The sequence below is a fragment of the Chryseobacterium paludis genome (assembly GCF_025403485.1).
Taxonomy (GTDB): domain Bacteria; phylum Bacteroidota; class Bacteroidia; order Flavobacteriales; family Weeksellaceae; genus Chryseobacterium; species Chryseobacterium paludis.
On sequence record NZ_CP099966.1, the window covers coordinates 3648609 to 3669182 of the forward strand.

A 20574-nucleotide genomic window follows, 5' to 3' on the forward strand; every position below is an offset into this window, starting at 1 on the left:
TAGCCATTAGGTTTTCTTTATTTTGAAAGTTCGGGTATAAAATGAATACTTTCTTCATCCTCAGGATCAAGCGATACACTTTGTGTTGATGTTTTTCCTTGTCCCCATGCAAAAGCTAGTGGAAGAATAAACAGAGCTGCAAATGTAGAAGCGATTAACCCTCCTATTACAGCTCGTCCCAAAGGAGAAACCTGATCTCCCGCCTCTCCTAATCCCAAAGCCATGGGAACCATTCCTACAACCATTGCCAGAGCCGTCATTACAATAGGTCTTATTCTTAAAGCAGCAGCCTCTTTAGCAGACAGTAAAGCATTGCCATTATGCTTTCTTAATTGTTCAGCATTTGTAATAAGTAATACTGCATTAGAGATAGATACTCCGACAGACATGATGATACCCATATAAGATTGTAAATTAAGTGTTGAGCCACTTACGATCAATAGAGCAAGGGCCCCTAATAATACGGCAGGTACGGTGACCAATACAACTCCAGAAACCTTAAAGGATTGGAAGTTAGCAGCAAGCATTAAAAAGATTACCATAATAGCAATGATCAAACTGCTTTGTAAACTACTTAAAGTATCATTAAGGGTTTGACTTAATCCTATTAATCCTATATTCAGACCCCTTGGAAGTTCTCCAAAATTGTTGATGACTTTTTGAACATCTCTTGAGGCTCTTCCCAAATCGGTATGATTTAAGTTTGCTGTTACTGTAAGCATTGGCATGGCACCAAGGTTATCTGTTTCACCATACGTGAAACTGTCTTTTATGGTTGCTACATCACCTAAGTTAGGTCTGTTCGAATTTTTCTGTAATGGAATGCCAGCAATTTCTGCCTTACTGTTCATTTTATTTTCAGGGATCTGTACCTGAACATTGTAGCTGTATCCAGCTTTTTCATCAGTCCAAATATTCTTTTCTGTATATCTGGATGAAGAAGTTGAAGCCACCAATGAGCGTGAAATGTCTGTCATGTCAACTCCCAACTGAGCGGCACGAATACGGTCTACATTAATATCAATAGAAGGGTATTTAATAGACTGTCCTATTTGTACATCCCGTAGATATGGGATCTTCTTAAGTTCTATTTCTATTTTTTTAGCATAAGCTTCATTCAATTCTTTGCTTCTTCCGGATAATCGCACCTCAATTGGAGTAGGAGATCCCTGGCTTAGAATTTTTTCTGTTAATTCAATAGGTTCAAAGGAAAGCTTCATTTCGGGATTAATGCTTTTAGCTTTCTCTCGAATCTTATCTTTGAGATCATCTAAATTAGTATGAAATCCTTCTTTTAAACCTACCTGTAATACAGTCTCATGGGATCCTGCCATCCAAAGATATATTGGACTCACTGAGAAAAGGTTAGGGTGGGTTCCTACATAAGCTGAAGTAATTGAAATATTGTCATTGCCCACAATGTCTTTAATCCCGTCCAGTAATTTTAAAGTTTGAAGTTCAGTTGTTTCAATTCTTGTTCCATCGGGAATACGGGTTCGAACCTGAAATTGAGAACCATTTACCTGAGGCAAAACATCTCTTCCTATACTATTCAGAAGCAGCGCAACAAGTCCCATTGCAACTAAAATATATGCAGAAACAATGATCTTTCGAAAAGGCATGATGCGATCTAGGAATTTTAGATAACGGAATCTCACTTTTTCGAATAAACTTACCTTACCATCCCTGTTGCTGTCTATATTTTTTAGCAGTATTTCTTTTTGACTCCATGTATCACTTTCATCACTTAAACCTGCAGCTTTCAACTCTTCTGCTTCAGTCATGATGTGGCCGTCTTTTGCTTTGTGGTGTTTTACTTTCATGATCCAGTTGGCCATTACCGGAACAAAGGTCTGTGCAAGGAAATAAGAGATGATCATGCTGAATCCTATTGCCAAAGCAAGGGGTAAGAATAAAGATCCTGGAATACCTTCCATTGTAAATGCCGGTGCAAAAACAGCAAGAATACAGAATAAGATCAATAATTTTGGAAAAGCAATTTCTTTACAGGCGTCCCATATTGCTAATGCTTTTGGTTTCCCCATATCCAGATGCTGATGTATATTTTCTATCGTCACCGTACTTTCATCGACGAGAATACCAATAGCTAATGCGAGACCACTTAGCGTCATGATATTAATAGTTTGTCCGAAAAGATTAAGAAATAGAACCGCCGAAATAATAGATATCGGAATGGTGAGGATTACAATAATAGCTCCCCGTATATCTCCGAGGAATAATATTACCATCAATCCTGTCAGTAAGGCACCAATTGTTCCTTCACTCATTAAACTTTTAACAGAATTAATTACATAAGTAGATTGGTCAAATTCAAAACTTACTTTTACATCGTCCGGAAGATTGGATTGGATCTGGGGAAGTTGTTTTTTAAGATTCTGAACAACATCCCAGGTGGATGCATCGGCACTTTTAGCGATACTCAGGTAAACAGAACGGCGACCATTAACCAATGCATAACCGGACGTCATATCAGCTCCATCAGTTACTGTTGCCACATCTTTTAAGTAAAGATTCTGAACACCGCCTTTATATAAAGGAATATTCCCAAAATCTTTTACATTCTTGATCATGGTATTGGTTGGGGTGATATAAAATTTATCACCAATACGCACATTTCCTGAAGGAGCTGTCTGGTTGTTTAAGCGTAATGCTTCTACCAGCTGATCAGGGGTTAAATTATGTTGACGGAGTAAATCCGGATTGGCATTGATAACTACGGTACGTATATTTCCTCCGAAAGGTGGAGATGAAACAATTCCTGGAATTGAGGTGAAAGTTGAACGTACATAAACGTTTGCTAAATCGAGTAGTTCATTATTATTTCTTTTGTCACTGCTTAAAACGAGTTGTCCAACAGGGAGTGTAGAGGCATCAAAACGAATGATAAAAGGTGGATTGGATCCTGGTGGAAATGCTGCCTGAATCCTTGTTGAAAATGAGTTGAGCTCAGCCGCAGCCTGAGCCATATTTGTTCCCGGATAGAAATTTATTTTCATTAACGTCAATCCCTGGATATTTTTAGTTTCAATACTTTTAATCCCATTAACGAAAAGGAAGATATTGATGTATTGTTTAGCAAAGAATGCTTCCATCTGTTGTGGAGTATATCCGCTAAAAGGATGTGAAACATAAATAACCGGTAAGTCCAGTTTGGGGAAGATGTCTACTTTAATGGAGCTTGCTGACCGTATTCCAAAGAAAAACAGTCCTGCTACAAGTACCAGAATCGTAATGGGTTTTCTTAATGCAAATCTTATTAAATTCATTGATCTATTGTTGATGTAATTTATATTAGTCCTTACAGCTCGCTTTCAAAAACGGTAAAATCACCTGTAGCTGCTGCCTTTAGTAATAAGGCATTCCAAACGTTGCTGATGGCGATATCTCTGTCTGTTTCTGCTCTTATGAGTGCGTAAATTGATTGGGAAAGATCAACCAGATCAGTTAATCCATTTTTATATAATACAGAGCGTTGGATATAAGCATCGTTTGCTGATTTTAATTGGGCTGGAACCTGGTCATATACAGTAAGCGCGTTATTCCATTTGTTTTCAGATAAATCCAATTGTGCTTTAAGCTGTTGTTCTGCAAGATCATATTCGTGTTTTAACCCCTGACTTACATAATCCTGTGCACTGATTTCTTTTGATAGTCTGAAGGTTTGTGTAAAATTCCAGGATACACCCAAGCCGATCAGATAATTGCTTCTGGTAGGATGAATTCCATCCCAATAAGAAGTGGAGTAGTCATTCTGATTCTGTGCATATCCATTTCCAAACCCCGACGCTCTAGTCTGGATAATACCAACCATAGAAAATGAGGGGTAATATTGAGTTTTCAGAAATTGTTTTTCCTGTTCACTCACATCGATACGGCTTTTGTAAAATGCTAAAAGGGGATGATCTTTTAAAACAAATGTTTTTTCTGATGGAAGATCTACGGGGACCCTTTTGAGAATAGTACTGTCTAATTTAAATTCCTGAGCCGGAATTCCCATAAGTTGTGCTAATTTATTCTCCTGTTCCTGTTCATTGTCCTTGGCTTTTATGTAGGTGATCATAGCATTTGCATAATCAGCTTTAGCAAGAGATAGGTCAACACCCGGAACGAGCCCGTTTTTTTCTTTAACCTCAACAATTCTTCTTATAGTATCCGTTCTTCCTACGTTTTTTTCGTAGGATAACTTCAACTTTTTAGCTGCCAGTACATTCAGATAGGCGGCGGCTACTTTTATTTTGTGTTGAAAGATTTCATCAGAAAGGTCTCTGGTGTCTCTTTGGTTTTTAAATTCAGCAACTTTAACCCTTTGTTTGGCTTTACCAAATGAAAAGAATTCCCAGTTGACATTTGCAAGGTACAAAGCACCAAAGGATGCATTCCAATTTTGCTCCGGTAGTGGAAGGCCGGATGAAGCGACTCCATAACCTCCAAAACCATATAAAGGTCCATTCTGGCCATTCACTGTTCCAAAATCCTGCTGTACACTTAAGTTAAGGTTGGGCAGATATTGCCTCTTAGCCAATTCTACAGATTCCTGAGAGGATAGACGATAGGATTCTTTTGCTTTAATGGTTCCATAATTATGAACCGCTGTTTCAAGCGCAGATTGTAGTGAGATGACTTCCTGCGCACTCACTTTGTTGATTAAAAAAATCGTTGAGATGGATAGAATAAAAGCTCTTAAAAGCATCGAGTATAGTTTTTTCTTTATTCAAAGTAAAAAACATATTTTGAAGCAAATTTGAAGTTCTATTTAATTTGATCAAACGTCCTATTTGAGAAAGTGTTTTTTTATTCTGCAAAATTAAGGTTAGGCTGTATGCTTCCGATTTTTGTCAAAGGATTTTTACAGATTTTAGCCGGAACAAAAAGAACATGATTTTCTATACTGCTAAAATATACTGTAATGCTATGCCATCCATCTACGAAATCATAATAAACCGGAAATGCATTAACCTCACAAATTTGTTTTACAATAGACAGCCCCAATCCAATACTTTCAGTGGACTGATTGCTTTTTTTAAATCTTTTAAAAAGTTCCTGGGTAGGGATATCCGGAGGTAAACCAGTGTTGCTGATTTGAAAAAACTGACTGGTAAGGTTAATTTCTATATTGCCATTTTTTAAATTATGTCGAATAGCATTGGATAAAAGATTACTTAAAAGTATTTCTGCTAGTGCAGGGTGGATTTTTATAAATACATCTTTTTCGCAATTTCTGTTGAGGGTAATATTCTTCAGTGCTATATGGTCAGAATAAGCATTTATGGTTTCTTTTTCAACCCTGCAGAATTTTAATTTCTGTTCGGTTAAAAATTCATGATTATTAAGTTTGGTAAGTAGGATCAGTGAGCGGTTGATCCTGCTTAGCTTATCAATGGAATTTTGAATATCCGTAAGCAAGGCAGCTTGTTTTCCATTAATTTCTGTTTCTGCCAAAAGTTCAATTTTACTCTGTATAATAGCTAAGGGAGTTTGTACTTCGTGAGAAGCATTTTCACTGAATTCCTTAACCGAAGCATAGTCTTCTATCGCTTTGTCAGTCATTAACCTAAGAAACTCGTTGAGCTTTTTAAATTCATTGGTGCTTGTCGGTAAAAGATCCAGAGGTTCTTTTTTTTGGATATTAAAATGATGGATGTTATCAATGGCGTGATGAAAGGGTTTGAGGATGTACCTCGATAATATTCTGGCAGTAACAAAAACAATAAAAGTGATGAGTAATACTTTTAAAATTAAGGCACTTAACATCCCTTGCATAATTTGTTCTGTAGACGTAATATAGCTGTAGGAAGAGATTTTGTACGTTTTATTTGCGGCTGTTACAAAGGAATTGATCTGTATTTTACATTCGTTACGGGAAATTCCATTATTATCAAGACAGGTGTGTATAATTTCAGGGTTTGTGGGAACGATACCACTTCCCGCATATGGCTTGATGGATATAGGTAAACCCTGGGATGTTTTTTCCGGGGTTTCACCTCTTTTTAATTGGGAAGCTACATAATTATTCACTGATCTCAACCGTTCTATTTCTACATTATCCAATCGTTTTTTAATATTGGTGTAAGAGATATACATACTGAGAGGGGTGACCAACAGTACAATAGCGATAAACCAAATGGATATTTTGTTTAATAAATTCATGAGCTCGGGTATTTTAACGCATTAAATTTATATCCCAATCCGTAAATAGTTTCCACGTAATCATTACCCTGTGCCGTAGCTATTTTTTTTCTGAGATTTTTAACATGTTGATATACAAAATCAAAATTAGCTAAATTATCAGTATAATCACCCCAAAGATGATTGGCAATTGACTGTTTGGATAGAACCCTGTTTTTGTTTACTAAAAAATAAAGCAATAGTTCAAATTCTTTTTGAGTGACTTCTAATCTTGTTTCATGAATGAAAACTTCAAAAGTATCGGTGTTCAATAGAATCTCATTGAATTTTACATCATTATACCCGTCCATTTTTTTTCTGCGGTAAACTGCTCTTAACCTTGCGTGCAATTCAGGTAAGTGAAAAGGTTTGGTAATATAATCATCGGCTCCTTTTTCGAGACCTTTAATTTTATCATCTAATGCATCCTTGGCAGAAATGATTAATACACCACTGTTGATCTTCTCATTTTTGACATGATTCAGCAAATTAAGGCCATTGCCATCCGGCAGCATAATATCCAGTAATATACAGTCATAGGTGTTGAAGCTCAGGCGATCCAAAGCTTCATTATAATTATAGGCACATTCGCAGATGTAATGCTCTTCTTCAAGATAATAGGTCATGCTCTGAGCAAGTTCTTTATTATCTTCGATGATCAGGATTTTCATGAAGTACAAAGTTAAAACTAAATCTTATATCAATTTTGAAGTTGTGTAAAATATTGTTTTTTAGGTCTTTAGTTTGTCTTGTTTTCGATAACGGAAATAAAAAAAACTCCCCGAATATTCGGAGAGTTTAACTAATATGGAACTTTATAAATATTATTTTGTAAATAACATTTCTCTGTATTTCGTCATTGGCCAAAGTTCATCATCCACCATCATTTCAAGATTGTCTGAAGCTTCTCTGATTCCATCAAATAAAGGAATTACTTTACTACAGTACTGCTCTGCTTGTTTTTGGCTGTCAGAAACCGCTTTTGCAGCTTCTCTCGCAATGATAAGTTCTTCAACACCTAACTTGATTTTAGAAACATTCTCAGAAATATGAGTGATCAGGCTCATTTGCTCTTTCGCTAATACTTTGAATTCTTTGTCTCCAAAAATTTCTTTAAGACCTTTTACGTTTTCAATTAATCTGTTTTGATATTTTAAAGCTGAAGGAATAATATGGTTTCTAGCAATATCACTTAAAACTCTTGCTTCAATATCAATAACTGTTGAATATTTTTCAAGTTTGATTTCATTTCTAGCTTCTACTTCTCTATGTGTAAATACTCCTATTTCTTCATATAAAGCTAAAAACTTCTTATTCATTTCTTGTTTTAAAGCTTCAGGAGTGGTTTTCCAGTTATTCAAACCTCTCTTTTTAGCTTCTTTTGCCCAATCATCAGAATATCCGTCACCTTCAAACATAATGTTTTTACATTGTTTGATGTATTCTCTTAGGACGTTGAAGATCGCTTCGTCTTTTTTTAATCCTGTTTCGATAAGTGCATCAACTTCTTTTTTGAAATCATTTAGCTGTTTTGCAGCAATGGTATTCATTACGGTCATAGATTCTGCACAGTTTGCAGAAGATCCTACCGCTCTGATCTCAAATTTATTTCCTGTAAATGCAAATGGAGAAGTTCTGTTTCTATCCGTGTTATCCAATAGGATTTCAGGAATTTTTCCAACTACATTTAATTTTAATTCTGTTTTTTCTTCAGGAGATAATTTCCCGCTTGTTACTTTTTCAAGCTCTTCTAAAACTCTGAACAGCTGACTTCCAATAAATACTGAAATAATTGCCGGTGGAGCTTCATTAGCACCTAATCTGTGGTCATTGCTTGCAGAAGCAATACTTGCTCTTAAAAGGTCAGCATACTCATGTACTGCTTTAATGGTATTCACGAAGAACGTTAAGAACTGTAAGTTTTTCTTTGGATTCTTTCCTGGGCTTAGTAAGTTTTCTCCTGTATCAGTAGCAAGTGACCAGTTGTTGTGCTTCCCGCTTCCGTTCACTCCTGCGAATGGTTTTTCGTGGAATAAGATGTGGAAATGGTGTTTGTGAGCAACTCTTGCCATGATGTCCATCAATAAAGAGTTGTGGTCTACAGCAACGTTTACTTCTTCAAACATTGGAGCCAGCTCGAATTGGTTAGGAGCTACCTCGTTGTGTCTTGTTGTTACCGGAATTCCTAACTTCATACATTCTATTTCCAGCTCTTTCATGAAGTTCATCACTCTCGTTGGGATAGATCCGAAATAATGATCATCAAGCTGTTGTCCTTTTGCCGGAGAGTGACCTAGTAAAGTTTTACCTGTCAATACTAAATCCGGACGGGATTGAAATAATGCTGAATCAACTAAGAAATATTCTTGCTCCCATCCTAAAGTAGGAGTTACTTTTGTTACGTTTTTATCAAAATACTGCATTACGTTTGTTGCAGCTTCATCCACGGCATTTAGAGCTCTTAATAAAGGAGCTTTATAGTCTAATGTTTCTCCTGTGTAAGAAATAAAGATAGAAGGGATACAAAGTGTAGTTCCCATAATGAAAGCTGGAGATGTAGGATCCCAAGCGGTATAGCCTCTTGCTTCAAATGTATTTCTGATTCCTCCGTTCGGGAAAGAAGAAGCATCAGGTTCTTGCTGGATAAGCAGGTTTCCACTGAATCTTTCGATTGCTCTTCCACCTTCGATTGGTGTAAAGAAAGAATCATGCTTTTCCGCAGTTGTTCCTGTTAAAGGCTGAAACCAGTGTGTGTAGTGTGTTGCCCCTTTGCTCATTGCCCAATCTTTCATAGCTACAGCTACCTGATCTGCGATGTGTCTCTGGATTTTAGTCCCTTTTTTTATAGCATCCATAATAGAGTTGAATGCTTCTTTCGTTAAATATTCTCTCATTGTTACTTCTGAGAAAACATTTTGACAGAACAGTTCTGACAATTTTGCAGGAACTTCGATAGAATTATCCTTTCTAAAGTCCTTAAATGGTAATGTTTCTAACGCTTTGAATCTTAAAGTTGACATAATAGGGTTAATTTTACAGGGCAAATTTACAAAAAAAATGAATCGAAAACATTTTAACCCTAAAAAATATAGGGGTAATGTGAAAAAAAATAATTTCTAACTGTTGATTGAGCTTTTAGAAGATGTCGTAAAAACTAATATTGATAAAATGCTTGTTAAAAGATACTTAAAATAAAATTGACCAAAGAGTCGTATATTTGTGTGAAATTTATTTTATGACAAATTCTAGAGCAAGAGAAACAACAGAGGCTATTGAAAGATTATATATTTCTATGAGACATTTGTTTTATAGAGGGTTTTTTAAGCCAGGGGGTGTTTCAGGAGAAAGTATCAGAAGTTTGTTAAAAACAATCAACCCTGAAATTTATGGTACCATGAATGTTCCCAATAAATTGGAGCTTGATGGTTTGATGTATGTTTTAGACAGACTTCCTGAAGGAATTGAGGAATGTGCTTTTATTCATCTTACATCAGATGAGGGTTTTGATAAAGGAAGTTTCGAACCTATTGTTCCTAAAAAGAGAAGGAGAAACTGTTATAGAATAGATGAACATCAGATGAATATTGAAGTTCTTTTGGGACGTTCAGAAATCTATGATATTCTTACTCACTTAACATTCTTATTTATTGAAGCCGATAAGATCCGTAATCTGGCTTTCATTCAGGATGAAAACTGGAAACCTACGCGGGCTTTTAAAATTATCGAAGAGGTAGTAAAAGGTGAAAAGAAATTTAGCAGAAGGGAAAAAGAAGTAGCACTTATTCATTTGTCTTCTTTAATAGGAAGAACTTTTGAGGAAACATTAAGGGCTTATAATACTTTTGGTGATGATGAAAATCCTGATCGTTTATTTAAGATCATTTACAACTTAGGAAAAGTAAGTTTAGATGATGCTAAACAAAGCAGAGAAAGAGAAATTCATTTCAGTGCTATATTAAAGGAAAGAGTAGGGCATCATTATTTTGGAGAGAAGTGGGCAAATAAAGTGAAGGAGATTTTATTTGAAAATAATCTTCATATGCGTCCTTTGCATATTATTTCAGCGAATATGCACTCCGTAAAAAATATGTTGTATGCCAATGATGCTTTGAAGAAAAAAGATCATAAGGAAGTAGACTATAAATTATATGGTGAAATTTCTGATAAAAAAGATCTTCGTGATAAAGTTTCAAAATATGCTGCTGATCAGGGATTGATATATATAGACGACAAAAGTGGAAGTAATATAGATGTTCAGATCATTGATTTAAGCAAAACAGAGCTTAAAAACACTCCTTTCGGACATGCAAAATATTCAGGAGATGATGTAATCATGGTTTTTGACTATGCTTTCGGGGAACAGGCTTTTGAAGTAATGGATGAGCTTTTAAGACCTTTCGAACATACAGGAGAAGTCTATATGATGAAAGTGAAATCTGTTTCTATCATGGGTAAAGCAGGAATCCTAAATGGAGCAAAAGGAGATATTATGATTCCTACTTCTCATATTTTTGAAGGGACAGCAGATAACTATCCTTTTGAAAATGCTCTAAAGCTTGATGATTTTAAGGATGATGAACTGAAAGCTTTTGAAGGGACAATGATTACCGTTTTAGGAACTTCGCTTCAAAATAGAGACATTTTATCTTACTTCATGAATACTTCATGGAAAGCGATAGGTCTTGAAATGGAGGGTGCACATTATCAAAAAGCAATTCAGGTAGCATCTAAGATCAGACATCATATTGCACCGGATCTTTTTGTTTGCTACGCTTACTACGCTTCGGATAATCCATTGGAAACGGGAAGCACCCTTTCTTCTGGAGGTTTAGGACTTACCGGAGTGAAGCCAACATACCTCATCACTTTAAAGATCCTTGAAAAAATCTTGCAAAGCGGAAAGAAAGAAGTTTCTTCTAAAAAATAATTTAATTTAAAATTAAATATAAACCTCAGGTGTGTATGCATTTGAGGTTTTTTGATTTTAAACACGGATAGCATTAATTATTTTCACAAATAGCACGAATATATTTGTGTTTAAACCGTGTAAGTATTTGTGCCATTTGTGGTTAAAAAAAATCTCTGTTATCTGCTAAATCCGCGAGATTTTAAATTTAATTATCTTTAGATACAAAATTTTAAAAATGAGCTCAGTAATACAACTATCAAAAAGATTCAGGGAAGTTTTACTTGATGGATTTTGGATTGCCAATACCAATTTTAAAGATCAACTTTCTGATGTAACCTGGGAACAAGCAACGACAAAAGTTGGTTCTCTGAATACCATTGCGGCTTTAACCTTTCATATTGATTATTATATTGCAGGAATTGTTAATGTATTTGAAAGTGGGGATCTTGAAATAAGAGATCAATTTAGTTTTGATCTTCCTCCTATTGAATCTCAGAAGGATTGGGAAGAATTATTGAATAAGCTGTGGTTAGACTCCGAGAGGTTTGCTACATTGCTTGAACAAATGCCTGATGCTAAGCTGGATGAAGTTTTTGCAGACGAGAAATACGGAACGTACAGAAGGAATATCGATGGAATGATTGAGCATAGCTACTATCATTTGGGTCAGATTACTTTGATAAAAAAACTGATGAATCCATAACAATAGATTTCCATTCAGAATCATTTTCTTAATATGCGGGGAAATAGAATTAAATAAGATGAAAATCCTATATAACTCCGCATTTTTGAGGATTTTGGATAAATTACTTACCTTTAAAAAAAATAAATTTTAAATGAAAAAGTCGATTGCAATCATTTTTGCTTTTATCATTTCACAGCTTCAGGCCCAACAAATACCTTATTATCAGCAGGCTGCGAAGTACAAGATGGATATTGATGTTAATGCAGAAAAATTTACTTACCAGGGAACCCAGACATTAGAATATTCGAATAACTCACCGGATGAACTTAATGTGGTGTATTTTCATTTATATTGGAATGCTTTTAAACCTAACTCAATGATGGATCAAAGAGTAGCAGGTCAAGGTAAAAATGGTGATTCAAGATTGCAAAAGGACGGAGTTTCAAGATTAGCTTCTATTCCTAAAGATAAGGAGGGAGCGCAAAATATACACTGGATCAAACAGAATGGGAAAGACCTGAAATTTGAAATCCAGGAAACAATAATGAAGGTTTATCTGAGTGAACCGATCAAGCCAAACTCTACGACATCTTTCACTATGGAATGGGATGCTGTGATTCCACAACAGATTCGAAGAAGTGGACGAAATAATAGAGAAGGAGTAGATATGACCATGACGCAATGGTATCCCAAAATTTCAGAATATGATTATGATGGATGGGCTACATTTGATTATATAGGAAGAGAGTTTCATGCACCGTTTTCAGACTTTGATGTTACCATTAAAATAGATAAAGATTATGTAATAGGAGCAGGAGGAATCCTTGAAAACCCTACGGAAGTAAAAGGCTATGATGCCAACGCAAAGATTAAAACTGAAAAAAATAAAAAAGCAATATGGAAATGGACTGCTAAAAATATTTTGGATTTTGCATGGAGTGCGGATAGAGATTACGTTGTTAACGGTTTTGATGTTCCAAATGGGCCAAAGGTATTTTTAGTATATCAGAAAAACGATAAAACTAAAGTTTGGGGTGAAGCTCAACCTTATGTTACTAAATATTTCCAGATCATGAATTCGCATTTTGGAAAATATGCCTATCCTACTTATGCTTTTATCCAAGGTGGAGATGGTGGAATGGAGTACGGAATGTGTACCATGATTTTAGGGGAATCAAAAGATATGGAAGATTTAATGGGATTAATGGCTCATGAAGGATCACATTCCTGGTATCAGCAAATGCTTGCGACTAATGAATCAGTTCGTCCGTGGATGGATGAAGGATTTACAAGTTATGCAGAAGGCTATGTAATGAATCAGCTATTTCCTCCAAAAGATAAACTTCCTAATCCTTTTGTTGATAGATTAAACGCTTATAGAAGTTTTGTGAAAAAAGGAATTGAAGAGCCGGCTGTATGGTTGGGAGACCATCATGATAACGGGACATCTTATACTTTTTCTACCTATGTGAAAGGAGAGCTGTTTTTGGTTGAATTAGGATATATAGTTGGTGAAGAAAATCTTTCGGAGATTCTGAAACAGTATTTTGATAAATGGAGTTTAAAACATCCGACAGATAGGGATTTTCTTCATATTGCGCAGAAAGTATCCGGAATGGATCTGAAGTGGTTCCATCATTACTGGATCAATACCACAAAAACTATTGATTATGGAATCAAAGATGTGAAGTATGATGCAAAGTCTACCACTGTTACTTTGATTAATAACGGACAGGTGCCTATGCCTATTGATTTCAGCGTTGTGACGAAAGATAAAAAAATTGTTACTTATCAAATTCCTACTAATCTTACGCATACATGGAAACAGAAAGATGCGTATGGGGATTTCAAGACAATGAATTACTGGCCATGGACTCAGAAAGAATATACCCTGACGATTCCTTATTCTAAATCTCAGTTAGAGGTTTTAGGAATCGATTTTAGTCAGCGGTTAGCTGATGTAAATATGGAAGATAATTTTGTTGAAATTAAATAAAACAAAGAAAAATAAAAGAGGAGTATTGAAAAATACTCCTCTTTTATTTTAATATAATATTGAGAATGACTAAATGGTTACCATATTACAGGTGAACCACAATCCTGGATCGAAACTCTGCAGTTAGGAACAAGGCATGGGTTAATAGGGCATTTGGTACCTGGGCACAATGCCGGTACACCACTAGGCATAGGACAAACTACATCTCCGCCTGTTATAGACTTTAATGCACTTCTTGACATTTTCTTTAAATTTTTCATATTATTTTCTTTAAATTGATTGGATAACAAATGTATTTTAAAACAGTCCCTCGTAACAGGATGAATATATAAGTGTTTCATTTGATTTAATAAATGCAGCTGTATAGCTCTTAACTGTGATTTTATAAATTTATATAGCTGAATCTCATTTAATTGAGATAAAATTAATTTGTATTTAATTTTTTAATTGTAAAGGTTTATTTTTACAGTTATTTTCAAACCCTTTTAGTTTAAAGAATAAATGAATTCTATCGTTATAAATATAGGAAACAGCAATATCAGATTTGGACTTTTTGATGATGATAACTGTGATATTTCATGGGTAATTAATACAAAGCCCTATAGAACGGCTGATGAGTTGTATGCGCAAATGCTCATGCTTTATCAGACTTATAAGATCGAACCTAAGGATATAAGCAATATAATTATTGGTTCAGTAGTGCCTCAGCTTACCAAAGTAATGAGCTCAGCCATAAAAAAAATTCACGGTATTCTTCCTGTAATTGTTGATAGAAATACCCCTTCTGAAGTACAGGCAAAATCTAAGCAGATGGGAACTGATATTTATGCTAATCTTGTTGCGGCACACACCATGTATCCCGATCGCAAGAAAATTATTATTGATTTTGGAACGGCACTTACGGCGAGCTGTGTTACAGAAACAGGTGAAACCCTTGGGGTTATTATTGCGCCAGGAATTATAACCTCATTAAATTCTTTGATCAGTCAAACCGCCCAGCTTCCTGAAATTGAATTGAAGAAGCCGAAATCGGTTCTGGGGCTTGATACTGTAACGTGCATGCAAAGTGGAATGGTATATGGGTTTCTGGGGATGGTAGAAGGCTTCGTAGACCGTATTAATGAAGAAGTAAATGATGACTGTTTTGTGATAGCAACAGGAGGTGTTTCTCATGTTTACAAACCATTAACGAATAAAATACATATCACAGACCGACTTCATACACTAAAAGGATTGTATTTTTTAGGTAAAGATAGATCATGAAAGAATTCCCAATAATAGAGACAGAAAGACTTATTCTTTCTGCATTGAATACGGAAGATATTCCTTATGTTGTAGAATATCTGCAGGAGAAAGTTTTTTCGGAACTTACTTCCAATATTCCGTATCCTTATTCTGTAAAAGATGCTGAATTCTGGGTGAAGATTTCCCACGAAGCTTTTGAAAATAGATCAGGATACACTTTTGCGATTCGAAATAAAGAACATAAGATAATTGGTGCTATTGGAATTCATGATAGGGGTGATGATAAAGCAGAATTAGGTTATTGGCTGGGCGTTCCATTTTGGAATAAAGGCTATGTAACAGAAGCGGCATCAGCTGTTGTTGATTTTGGCTTTAAAGAATTGGGATATAATAAAATATTTGCTACTCATTTTTTTCACAATCCATCTTCAGGCCGTATCATGCAAAAGATTGGAATGGAGAAGGAAGCTATCTTAAAACAACATCTCAAGAAGGATGGAGAATATTTTGATATTTCCATGTATTCTATTTTTAAGAAAAAGTAGCTTTATTTGATTATATTAGAGATGGCTTTCTATCGAAGGCTCATTAAACTAATACTATGAAAAAAATAACTATTTGTTTTTTCTTATTATCTCTTTTTATTATCAATGCACAGACAAAAGTAGCTGGGACTTATCATGTTAGTTCTGGAAATCCAGATGATGGGGGATATCACTGGATGCTTTTTGAGAATCATAATTTTGCTATGGTTACTTTTGGGCAGATCATTGCCGGAAAATGGAGTATAGACGATAAAAATGTAATTTCATTTACCCCATCTACTCCTAAATTTCCCTTCGATGTTTATGGCAGGTATGATTCCGCTCTTAAAGGAACAAAAATTATGTTTGATAATTTTGATATCAATGCTAAAACGTATATAGGAGATACCGATCAGGGAGTACAGCCCATTTTAGGTGAAAATGCCAATTGTCTCCCATATCCATTGCTAAAGGAATTCAATAAGGATTTTAAAGATCTTGTTTTATCAGTGACTATGTTTGATCAGACAAAGGAAACATTTTATGTGGCAGAAAATAAAAAATATAATGATTTTATTATTATGTATTATTCATCTGCAACAAGACTGCGCCCATTTATTGCACGCCTGAAAGGGGGTCAATTGTATTTCAGAGATGATAACCGTCCTTCTTCTCCAAGAAAAGATATTAGTCCAAAAGAATTAAAAGAGATGGGAAAATTTGTTAGCGAGGGTGTATCAGCGGTTTCAAAAGAATTTATTATCAGTAATAAAGCCTACAATATTGAATCTTATGGGCCAGGAGAAAGGAGCGCGGATTTAGATGAAGAAGCTTATTTAAAGTACAATTACAATTATAACGATGCAAAAGAAATTTATACAGCAAAAGAGCCAAATGCCGTTTCAGAAGATAATGCATACCACGATCTGAATACCTTATATAAATATCGTAGAATTGAGTTAAAACCTAATCAGAATTCATATAAGAAAATAGAGAAGAGTATCTTCAATATTACCTGTAAGGACTAGTCTTATCTTTTTGATTTAAAAAAATCTTTTACAATACCAGAACATTCATGTTCCATAATTCCTGTTACAATCTCCGTTTTAGGATGAAGACTAAGGTGTTTATTAATAAAGCCCCTTTGTTCATCTCGTGCCCCAATTACCACTTTGGAAATTTGTGACCATGAAAGGGCCCCTGAACACATTACACAGGGCTCTAATGTAACATATAGTGTACAGTTGATAAGGTATTTTCCTCCCAGGAAATTGGCTGCTGAAGTAATGGCTTGCATTTCTGCGTGGGCAGTTACATCATTAAGCGTTTCCGTCAGGTTGTGTGCCCTTGCAATAACACGGTTATTGGAAACCACCACGCACCCAATAGGAACCTCATCTTTTTCAAGAGCAATTTCTGCTTCCTGAAAAGCCATTTTCATGAAATATTCGTCCGTAAACATTATTCAAAACTCATAGTTAGTGGAAGCTTAAATCGATATCTCACAGGATCTCCATTGATAATAGCAGGAGAAAATTTTTCTGAAAGAGAATATAGTGCAATTTGAGCTTGCCTATTGAAGGTAAAATTGTCGCCTTGTGCTTCTACATTGCTGATAGTTCCATCTTTTTCTACGATGAAAGCTACAGTGGCTTTTACTATTTTCGTTTCGGAAAGAACGCCATCTATATAAAAAAGGTGGGCCACTTCCTTTCGCAATGCATTAATACCTCCAGGATAATCTGCAGATTTATCTGTAATAGGAAAGATATCTGGGGCTTTTTCCGGCGATATCGTTTTGTTTTCAAGCTGTAATCTGCTGAGATCTTCTGTGTTTTTTATTTTTAACAAAGCGCCTATTAAAGCAACATTCTCAATGCTGTCCATCTTTTTCATGAAAAAAAGAAAATCCTGCTTAATGGAAGCTTTTTGAAAATTGCCTGTCTCAGCATCAAACTTTTTCTTAAATTCAGTATTCAGCATACTGCGATGCTGGTTATAGTAAGATTTCACAAGCTTAAATTCTTCCTTTTGTTGAGAAAAGAAAACCGAAGAAATAAAGCAACATAAAAAGAGAAATAAAGATTTCAATTTTGAGATATTTATGTAAAAATAGTCAAAAAAAACTAAAATTAAATGAAACTAATTTAGTCTTCAAGATAACTATTTAAAGATTCTTTTAAATGATTACGGATGTCGTCAACTAAAGATATCGGTTCTAAGACTCTAACCTCTTTTCCATACGAAAGGATCTCCTGCATAAAGTCATAAGTTGGATGAAGGAAGAATTCAAAATAGATGTCTTCAGGTGTTTCTTTAGTTTCTTTTTGTGATTGATGAAGCGGAAAACTTTTGATATATTCGCCTTGATGGCGGGTACATTTTAGGGTAATTTTTTGAGGCTTCTGCTCAGTTAAGTTCATTACTCCAAAAGCATTTTTAAAATACTCCCTGAAATTGTATTTATATTTTTCACGGAATTTAGTTTTACTGACGTCAAGGTAATTGATTCGATCAAGTCCAAAAGACTTTAAAATCTTATCCTTGGTATCAATAGCGATGAGATACCATCGGTCTTTAGATTCTTTTAAAGCCAAAGGATGTACTTTTCGGGAAGTCATCAATTTGTTTTTATAGTTGTAATGCTCAAAAGAAACGACTCTTTTATTTCGAATGGCGAAGAAAAGATCATAAAAATGATCTACTCCAGTTGGCTTTCGGGATTCAAAAAAGATATAATCCGAAAAATCAGGGTGTAGATTTAGAGCATTGCTAACCTGAAAAGATTCAAGTAATTTTTGATTATATTCATCCACCTCCATTGTGGGACGGCTTTCAATGTAATAACGGTTATCACCTTTTTTCTTATTGTGAATGGAAAGATTAAAGAGATCAGATATCTCCCGGATATCTCTCTGTAATGTGCGGATCGAATAGCTTTTTATATCCGCATCCTGAAATTCAAAAGAGTTTAAAAGATAATCCTCCAGCTGCGAATAGGTAGCGGGTGCACTTTCTAATTTTTTAATGATTAAGGCGTATCTTGTTAAATAAAAATCTTTTTTCATTCGGATAATTTTATGGCTATAGTTTCTTTTTTGTTTTTTTAATCTAACACCTGACGTGTCTCACTTTTAGTTTTCTAAAACAAATATAGATTCTTAATACGACAAAATATGTCGTGTTTTATTTTTGTGGATAAGTTTTAAAGAGGCTTAGCTCATTCTTAATAAATATAAAGATATGAGAATTTCAAATATGTTTATTTTTAAAAAAGTTCCGGCTATCCAATACTTGTGAATGGTGATTCAAAGGCATTATGGAATTTGGTCTGAAAGAATTATTGGATAGCTCCAGAACTTCACTAACTAATATGTTTTTATTAATAAATATCATCTTCAAGGATTTCATTTTCAAAATCTTCCTTGAAGAAAACTTCAATATCATTGAGATAGTTTTCATAATCTATCTCCACGTTTTCGATGTCACTCCACTCAATAGTGTAGAGATCTTTATCGAAAATTATATCTGAACTGTGATTTGGTGTTTCCATGTTGGGTGTTTTAAAGGTTGAACATATTTCTGGCTGTCCAGCATTAATTAATGTTGAATTCAATGGCTTTTAAAAGTTTTTAAAGATTGTTTTTTGTGTCTTGGTTTATATTTCAAAAGTAGGAGCTAGTGGCGTCAAAACTTGACGTGTAAAAAAAAATAACTCAAAAAAATGAGTTATTTTTTAAATTTTTAAGAAAAATCTTCCAGATCTATTTCATCAGCAATAAGCATAATGATATCCATTTCTGAAAGCATTGATTTGAGTTTCACTCCTCCTATTTTAAGGTCATTATCTGAGAGAATATACCACCATACCTTTTGAACAAAATCGTGGAAGTCCATCTCATTGGTGTAATGTAGGCCTTTTTGCTGTGCTGTTAATGCTAATATTTGTTTCGTGATATCCCTACATTCATTCATCTTTCCTTCATGTGGCAATAAAACATTAATTACGCAGTTTTGCGCATCATAAAGAAGGTTAGCTGCAATTTTTATCTGATTTTTTTTAGTATTGAATCCTCTTTCATCACTAAATTTTCCTGCTAATATTTTTGCTCTGAATCCCGCAACTTCTGAAACTTCACTTATGTTGTTCGTGGAAAAAATTTCTTCTATAGATTTTAACCAGGATAAAATTTTGTCAGTAAAGAAAGGGTCTTTTTTTTCTAGATAAGAAACGATCTTCGGAAATTCCTGTAATTTCTCTTTTAATTGAGAAACCAATATAAATTGTGATTTTTTTACCATATTATTCAGGGATTAGCGTTTCTATGATGTTTCCATTAATATCTTCATATCTCGACCATTCCATGCCAGCTTCACTTACACTCATTTTTGCATAGATCAGACATTTTGCATCTAAAGCCATTAGTTTGCTGGCTTCTACAATAATCTCACGATCTTCAATTTTTTCAATTACTTTTCTCGCTTCAAAAATAGTTCTGTTAGAAATACTCTGCTGAAAAAATTGTGGATTGGTCAGTTTCCATCTGAAATTAGGCAACGATTGGCAAAATTCCAATGTATATTGGGGAATGGGATCAAAATATTTGATCTGTGAATCTGTAATCGTGGTAGTGTTCTCTTCTTTGATTTTTTTGATGGCATCATTATAAGTAACTTCAAGGTCGACCAAAAAAGCTTTAAGACTCTGATCACTTTTTATATCAGAAGGGTCATAATCTGTTTTAGCCACTTTTATAATTTCATCGTAGGCGAAATCTCTAAAAATCATTATAGGTGAATTTCCAGCGGTAGCAAAAGGAATTGTAAGATCTACAGTTCCAACCTTCATTCTTGGAATAGAAAAATGTTTCAATAAATCGTCTTGAGCATATTCCTTAGCGATCTGTACAGTTTGTAAGTCTGCCATTTTTCTGGCAGAAGCAATTTCAGAGACTATGCCTCCCAAATATTCGTTCAATTTCGGCATGATAAGTTTTTTTATTTATAAAAAGTTGGTTGAAAAAGGATG

The 20574-nt window shown here is 34.7% G+C and carries 18 protein-coding genes; 6 read left to right on the forward strand and 12 right to left on the reverse strand.

The window, feature by feature from the left end:
* Positions 1-17: 17 nt before the first annotated feature.
* The 5 genes from NG806_RS16600 to NG806_RS16620 all read right to left on the reverse strand — a co-directional run bounded on the left by NG806_RS16600 (position 18) and on the right by NG806_RS16620 (position 9206).
* Positions 18-3287 (reverse strand): efflux RND transporter permease subunit, encoded by a 3270-nt coding sequence (locus NG806_RS16600; protein WP_261510718.1) that lies wholly within the window; start codon positions 3285-3287, stop codon positions 18-20.
* A 32-nt stretch (positions 3288-3319) separates the two neighbouring features.
* On the reverse strand, positions 3320-4711 hold the full coding sequence (locus tag NG806_RS16605; protein ID WP_261510720.1) for a TolC family protein: 1392 nt from the start codon (positions 4709-4711) through the stop codon (positions 3320-3322).
* A 101-nt stretch (positions 4712-4812) separates the two neighbouring features.
* Positions 4813-6168 (reverse strand): sensor histidine kinase, encoded by a 1356-nt coding sequence (locus tag NG806_RS16610; RefSeq protein WP_261510722.1) that lies wholly within the window; start codon positions 6166-6168, stop codon positions 4813-4815.
* A complete protein-coding gene (locus NG806_RS16615; protein WP_214830420.1) occupies positions 6165-6857 on the reverse strand; it encodes a response regulator transcription factor in 693 nt (230 codons plus the stop codon). Before NG806_RS16615 ends, NG806_RS16610 begins: the two co-directional genes overlap by 4 nt.
* Before the next feature lie 153 nt (positions 6858-7010).
* On the reverse strand, positions 7011-9206 hold the full coding sequence (locus NG806_RS16620; protein WP_214830422.1) for a glutamine synthetase III family protein: 2196 nt from the start codon (positions 9204-9206) through the stop codon (positions 7011-7013).
* Positions 9207-9421: 215 nt separating this feature from the next.
* Here NG806_RS16620 and NG806_RS16625 point away from each other — a divergent pair, with 215 nt between their 5' ends.
* The 3 genes from NG806_RS16625 to NG806_RS16635 all read left to right on the forward strand — a co-directional run bounded on the left by NG806_RS16625 (position 9422) and on the right by NG806_RS16635 (position 13776).
* Positions 9422-11113, forward strand: a complete 1692-nt coding sequence (locus tag NG806_RS16625; RefSeq protein ID WP_214830423.1) for a DUF6909 family protein — start codon at positions 9422-9424, stop codon at positions 11111-11113.
* Positions 11114-11330: 217 nt separating this feature from the next.
* On the forward strand, positions 11331-11798 hold the full coding sequence (locus NG806_RS16630) for a DinB family protein (RefSeq protein ID WP_261510726.1): 468 nt from the start codon (positions 11331-11333) through the stop codon (positions 11796-11798).
* Positions 11799-11931: 133 nt separating this feature from the next.
* Positions 11932-13776 carry a M1 family metallopeptidase gene (locus NG806_RS16635; protein ID WP_261510728.1) on the forward strand — a complete coding sequence of 615 codons (1845 nt, stop codon included), beginning with the start codon at positions 11932-11934 and terminating at the stop codon, positions 13774-13776.
* A 77-nt stretch (positions 13777-13853) separates the two neighbouring features.
* On the opposite strand, the gene NG806_RS16640 is transcribed toward NG806_RS16635, so the two are convergent.
* Positions 13854-14036, reverse strand: coding sequence for a bacteriocin-like protein (locus NG806_RS16640; RefSeq protein ID WP_214830429.1), 183 nt, complete (start codon positions 14034-14036; stop codon positions 13854-13856).
* A gap of 241 nt (positions 14037-14277) precedes the next feature.
* On the opposite strand from NG806_RS16640, the gene NG806_RS16645 reads away from it, so the two are divergent.
* Genes NG806_RS16645 through NG806_RS16655 form a run of 3 tightly spaced genes read left to right on the forward strand, consistent with a single transcriptional unit; the run spans position 14278 to position 16573 of the window.
* Positions 14278-15039, forward strand: coding sequence for a type III pantothenate kinase (locus NG806_RS16645; RefSeq protein ID WP_214830431.1), 762 nt, complete (start codon positions 14278-14280; stop codon positions 15037-15039).
* The gene (locus NG806_RS16650; RefSeq protein ID WP_214830433.1) at positions 15036-15566 is read left to right on the forward strand and encodes a GNAT family N-acetyltransferase; all 531 of its coding nucleotides are present in this window, start codon (positions 15036-15038) and stop codon (positions 15564-15566) included. The genes NG806_RS16645 and NG806_RS16650 overlap by 4 nt, the downstream gene beginning before the upstream one ends.
* Positions 15567-15622: 56 nt before the next feature.
* Positions 15623-16573 carry a hypothetical protein gene (locus NG806_RS16655; RefSeq protein ID WP_261510731.1) on the forward strand — a complete coding sequence of 317 codons (951 nt, stop codon included), beginning with the start codon at positions 15623-15625 and terminating at the stop codon, positions 16571-16573.
* Between the two features lie 2 nt (positions 16574-16575).
* Here NG806_RS16655 and NG806_RS16660 read toward each other — a convergent pair whose 3' ends face one another.
* From NG806_RS16660 to NG806_RS16685, 6 genes are all read right to left on the reverse strand, one after another.
* On the reverse strand, positions 16576-17007 hold the full coding sequence (locus NG806_RS16660; RefSeq protein ID WP_214830436.1) for a nucleoside deaminase: 432 nt from the start codon (positions 17005-17007) through the stop codon (positions 16576-16578).
* On the reverse strand, positions 17007-17636 hold the full coding sequence (locus tag NG806_RS16665) for an energy transducer TonB (RefSeq protein ID WP_261510734.1): 630 nt from the start codon (positions 17634-17636) through the stop codon (positions 17007-17009). The genes NG806_RS16660 and NG806_RS16665 overlap by 1 nt, the downstream gene beginning before the upstream one ends.
* Positions 17637-17692: 56 nt before the next feature.
* A complete protein-coding gene (locus tag NG806_RS16670) occupies positions 17693-18613 on the reverse strand; it encodes a helix-turn-helix transcriptional regulator (protein ID WP_214830438.1) in 921 nt (306 codons plus the stop codon).
* Positions 18614-18927: 314 nt separating this feature from the next.
* Positions 18928-19098: a hypothetical protein gene (locus tag NG806_RS16675; protein WP_214830440.1), complete on the reverse strand. Its 171-nt coding sequence runs from the start codon at positions 19096-19098 to the stop codon at positions 18928-18930.
* A 191-nt stretch (positions 19099-19289) separates the two neighbouring features.
* Positions 19290-19847 (reverse strand): hypothetical protein, encoded by a 558-nt coding sequence (locus NG806_RS16680; RefSeq protein ID WP_214830442.1) that lies wholly within the window; start codon positions 19845-19847, stop codon positions 19290-19292.
* Position 19848: 1 nt separating this feature from the next.
* The gene (locus tag NG806_RS16685; protein ID WP_214830444.1) at positions 19849-20532 is read right to left on the reverse strand and encodes a hypothetical protein; all 684 of its coding nucleotides are present in this window, start codon (positions 20530-20532) and stop codon (positions 19849-19851) included.
* Between the last annotated feature and the right edge of the window lie 42 nt (positions 20533-20574).

Coding starts and splice junctions, on each gene's coding strand:
- NG806_RS16655 (WP_261510731.1), top strand. CDS start 15,623: ATGAAAAAAATAACTATTTGTTTTTTCTTATTATCTCTTTTTATTATC.
- NG806_RS16625 (WP_214830423.1), top strand. CDS start 9,422: ATGACAAATTCTAGAGCAAGAGAAACAACAGAGGCTATTGAAAGATTA.
- NG806_RS16630 (WP_261510726.1), top strand. CDS start 11,331: ATGAGCTCAGTAATACAACTATCAAAAAGATTCAGGGAAGTTTTACTT.
- NG806_RS16640 (WP_214830429.1), bottom strand. CDS start 14,036: ATGAAAAATTTAAAGAAAATGTCAAGAAGTGCATTAAAGTCTATAACA.
- NG806_RS16660 (WP_214830436.1), bottom strand. CDS start 17,007: ATGTTTACGGACGAATATTTCATGAAAATGGCTTTTCAGGAAGCAGAA.
- NG806_RS16635 (WP_261510728.1), top strand. CDS start 11,932: ATGAAAAAGTCGATTGCAATCATTTTTGCTTTTATCATTTCACAGCTT.
- NG806_RS16650 (WP_214830433.1), top strand. CDS start 15,036: ATGAAAGAATTCCCAATAATAGAGACAGAAAGACTTATTCTTTCTGCA.
- NG806_RS16680 (WP_214830442.1), bottom strand. CDS start 19,847: ATGGTAAAAAAATCACAATTTATATTGGTTTCTCAATTAAAAGAGAAA.
- NG806_RS16615 (WP_214830420.1), bottom strand. CDS start 6,857: ATGAAAATCCTGATCATCGAAGATAATAAAGAACTTGCTCAGAGCATG.
- NG806_RS16620 (WP_214830422.1), bottom strand. CDS start 9,206: ATGTCAACTTTAAGATTCAAAGCGTTAGAAACATTACCATTTAAGGAC.
- NG806_RS16645 (WP_214830431.1), top strand. CDS start 14,278: ATGAATTCTATCGTTATAAATATAGGAAACAGCAATATCAGATTTGGA.
- NG806_RS16670 (WP_214830438.1), bottom strand. CDS start 18,613: ATGAAAAAAGATTTTTATTTAACAAGATACGCCTTAATCATTAAAAAA.
- NG806_RS16685 (WP_214830444.1), bottom strand. CDS start 20,532: ATGCCGAAATTGAACGAATATTTGGGAGGCATAGTCTCTGAAATTGCT.
- NG806_RS16600 (WP_261510718.1), bottom strand. CDS start 3,287: ATGAATTTAATAAGATTTGCATTAAGAAAACCCATTACGATTCTGGTA.
- NG806_RS16675 (WP_214830440.1), bottom strand. CDS start 19,098: ATGGAAACACCAAATCACAGTTCAGATATAATTTTCGATAAAGATCTC.
- NG806_RS16610 (WP_261510722.1), bottom strand. CDS start 6,168: ATGAATTTATTAAACAAAATATCCATTTGGTTTATCGCTATTGTACTG.
- NG806_RS16605 (WP_261510720.1), bottom strand. CDS start 4,711: ATGCTTTTAAGAGCTTTTATTCTATCCATCTCAACGATTTTTTTAATC.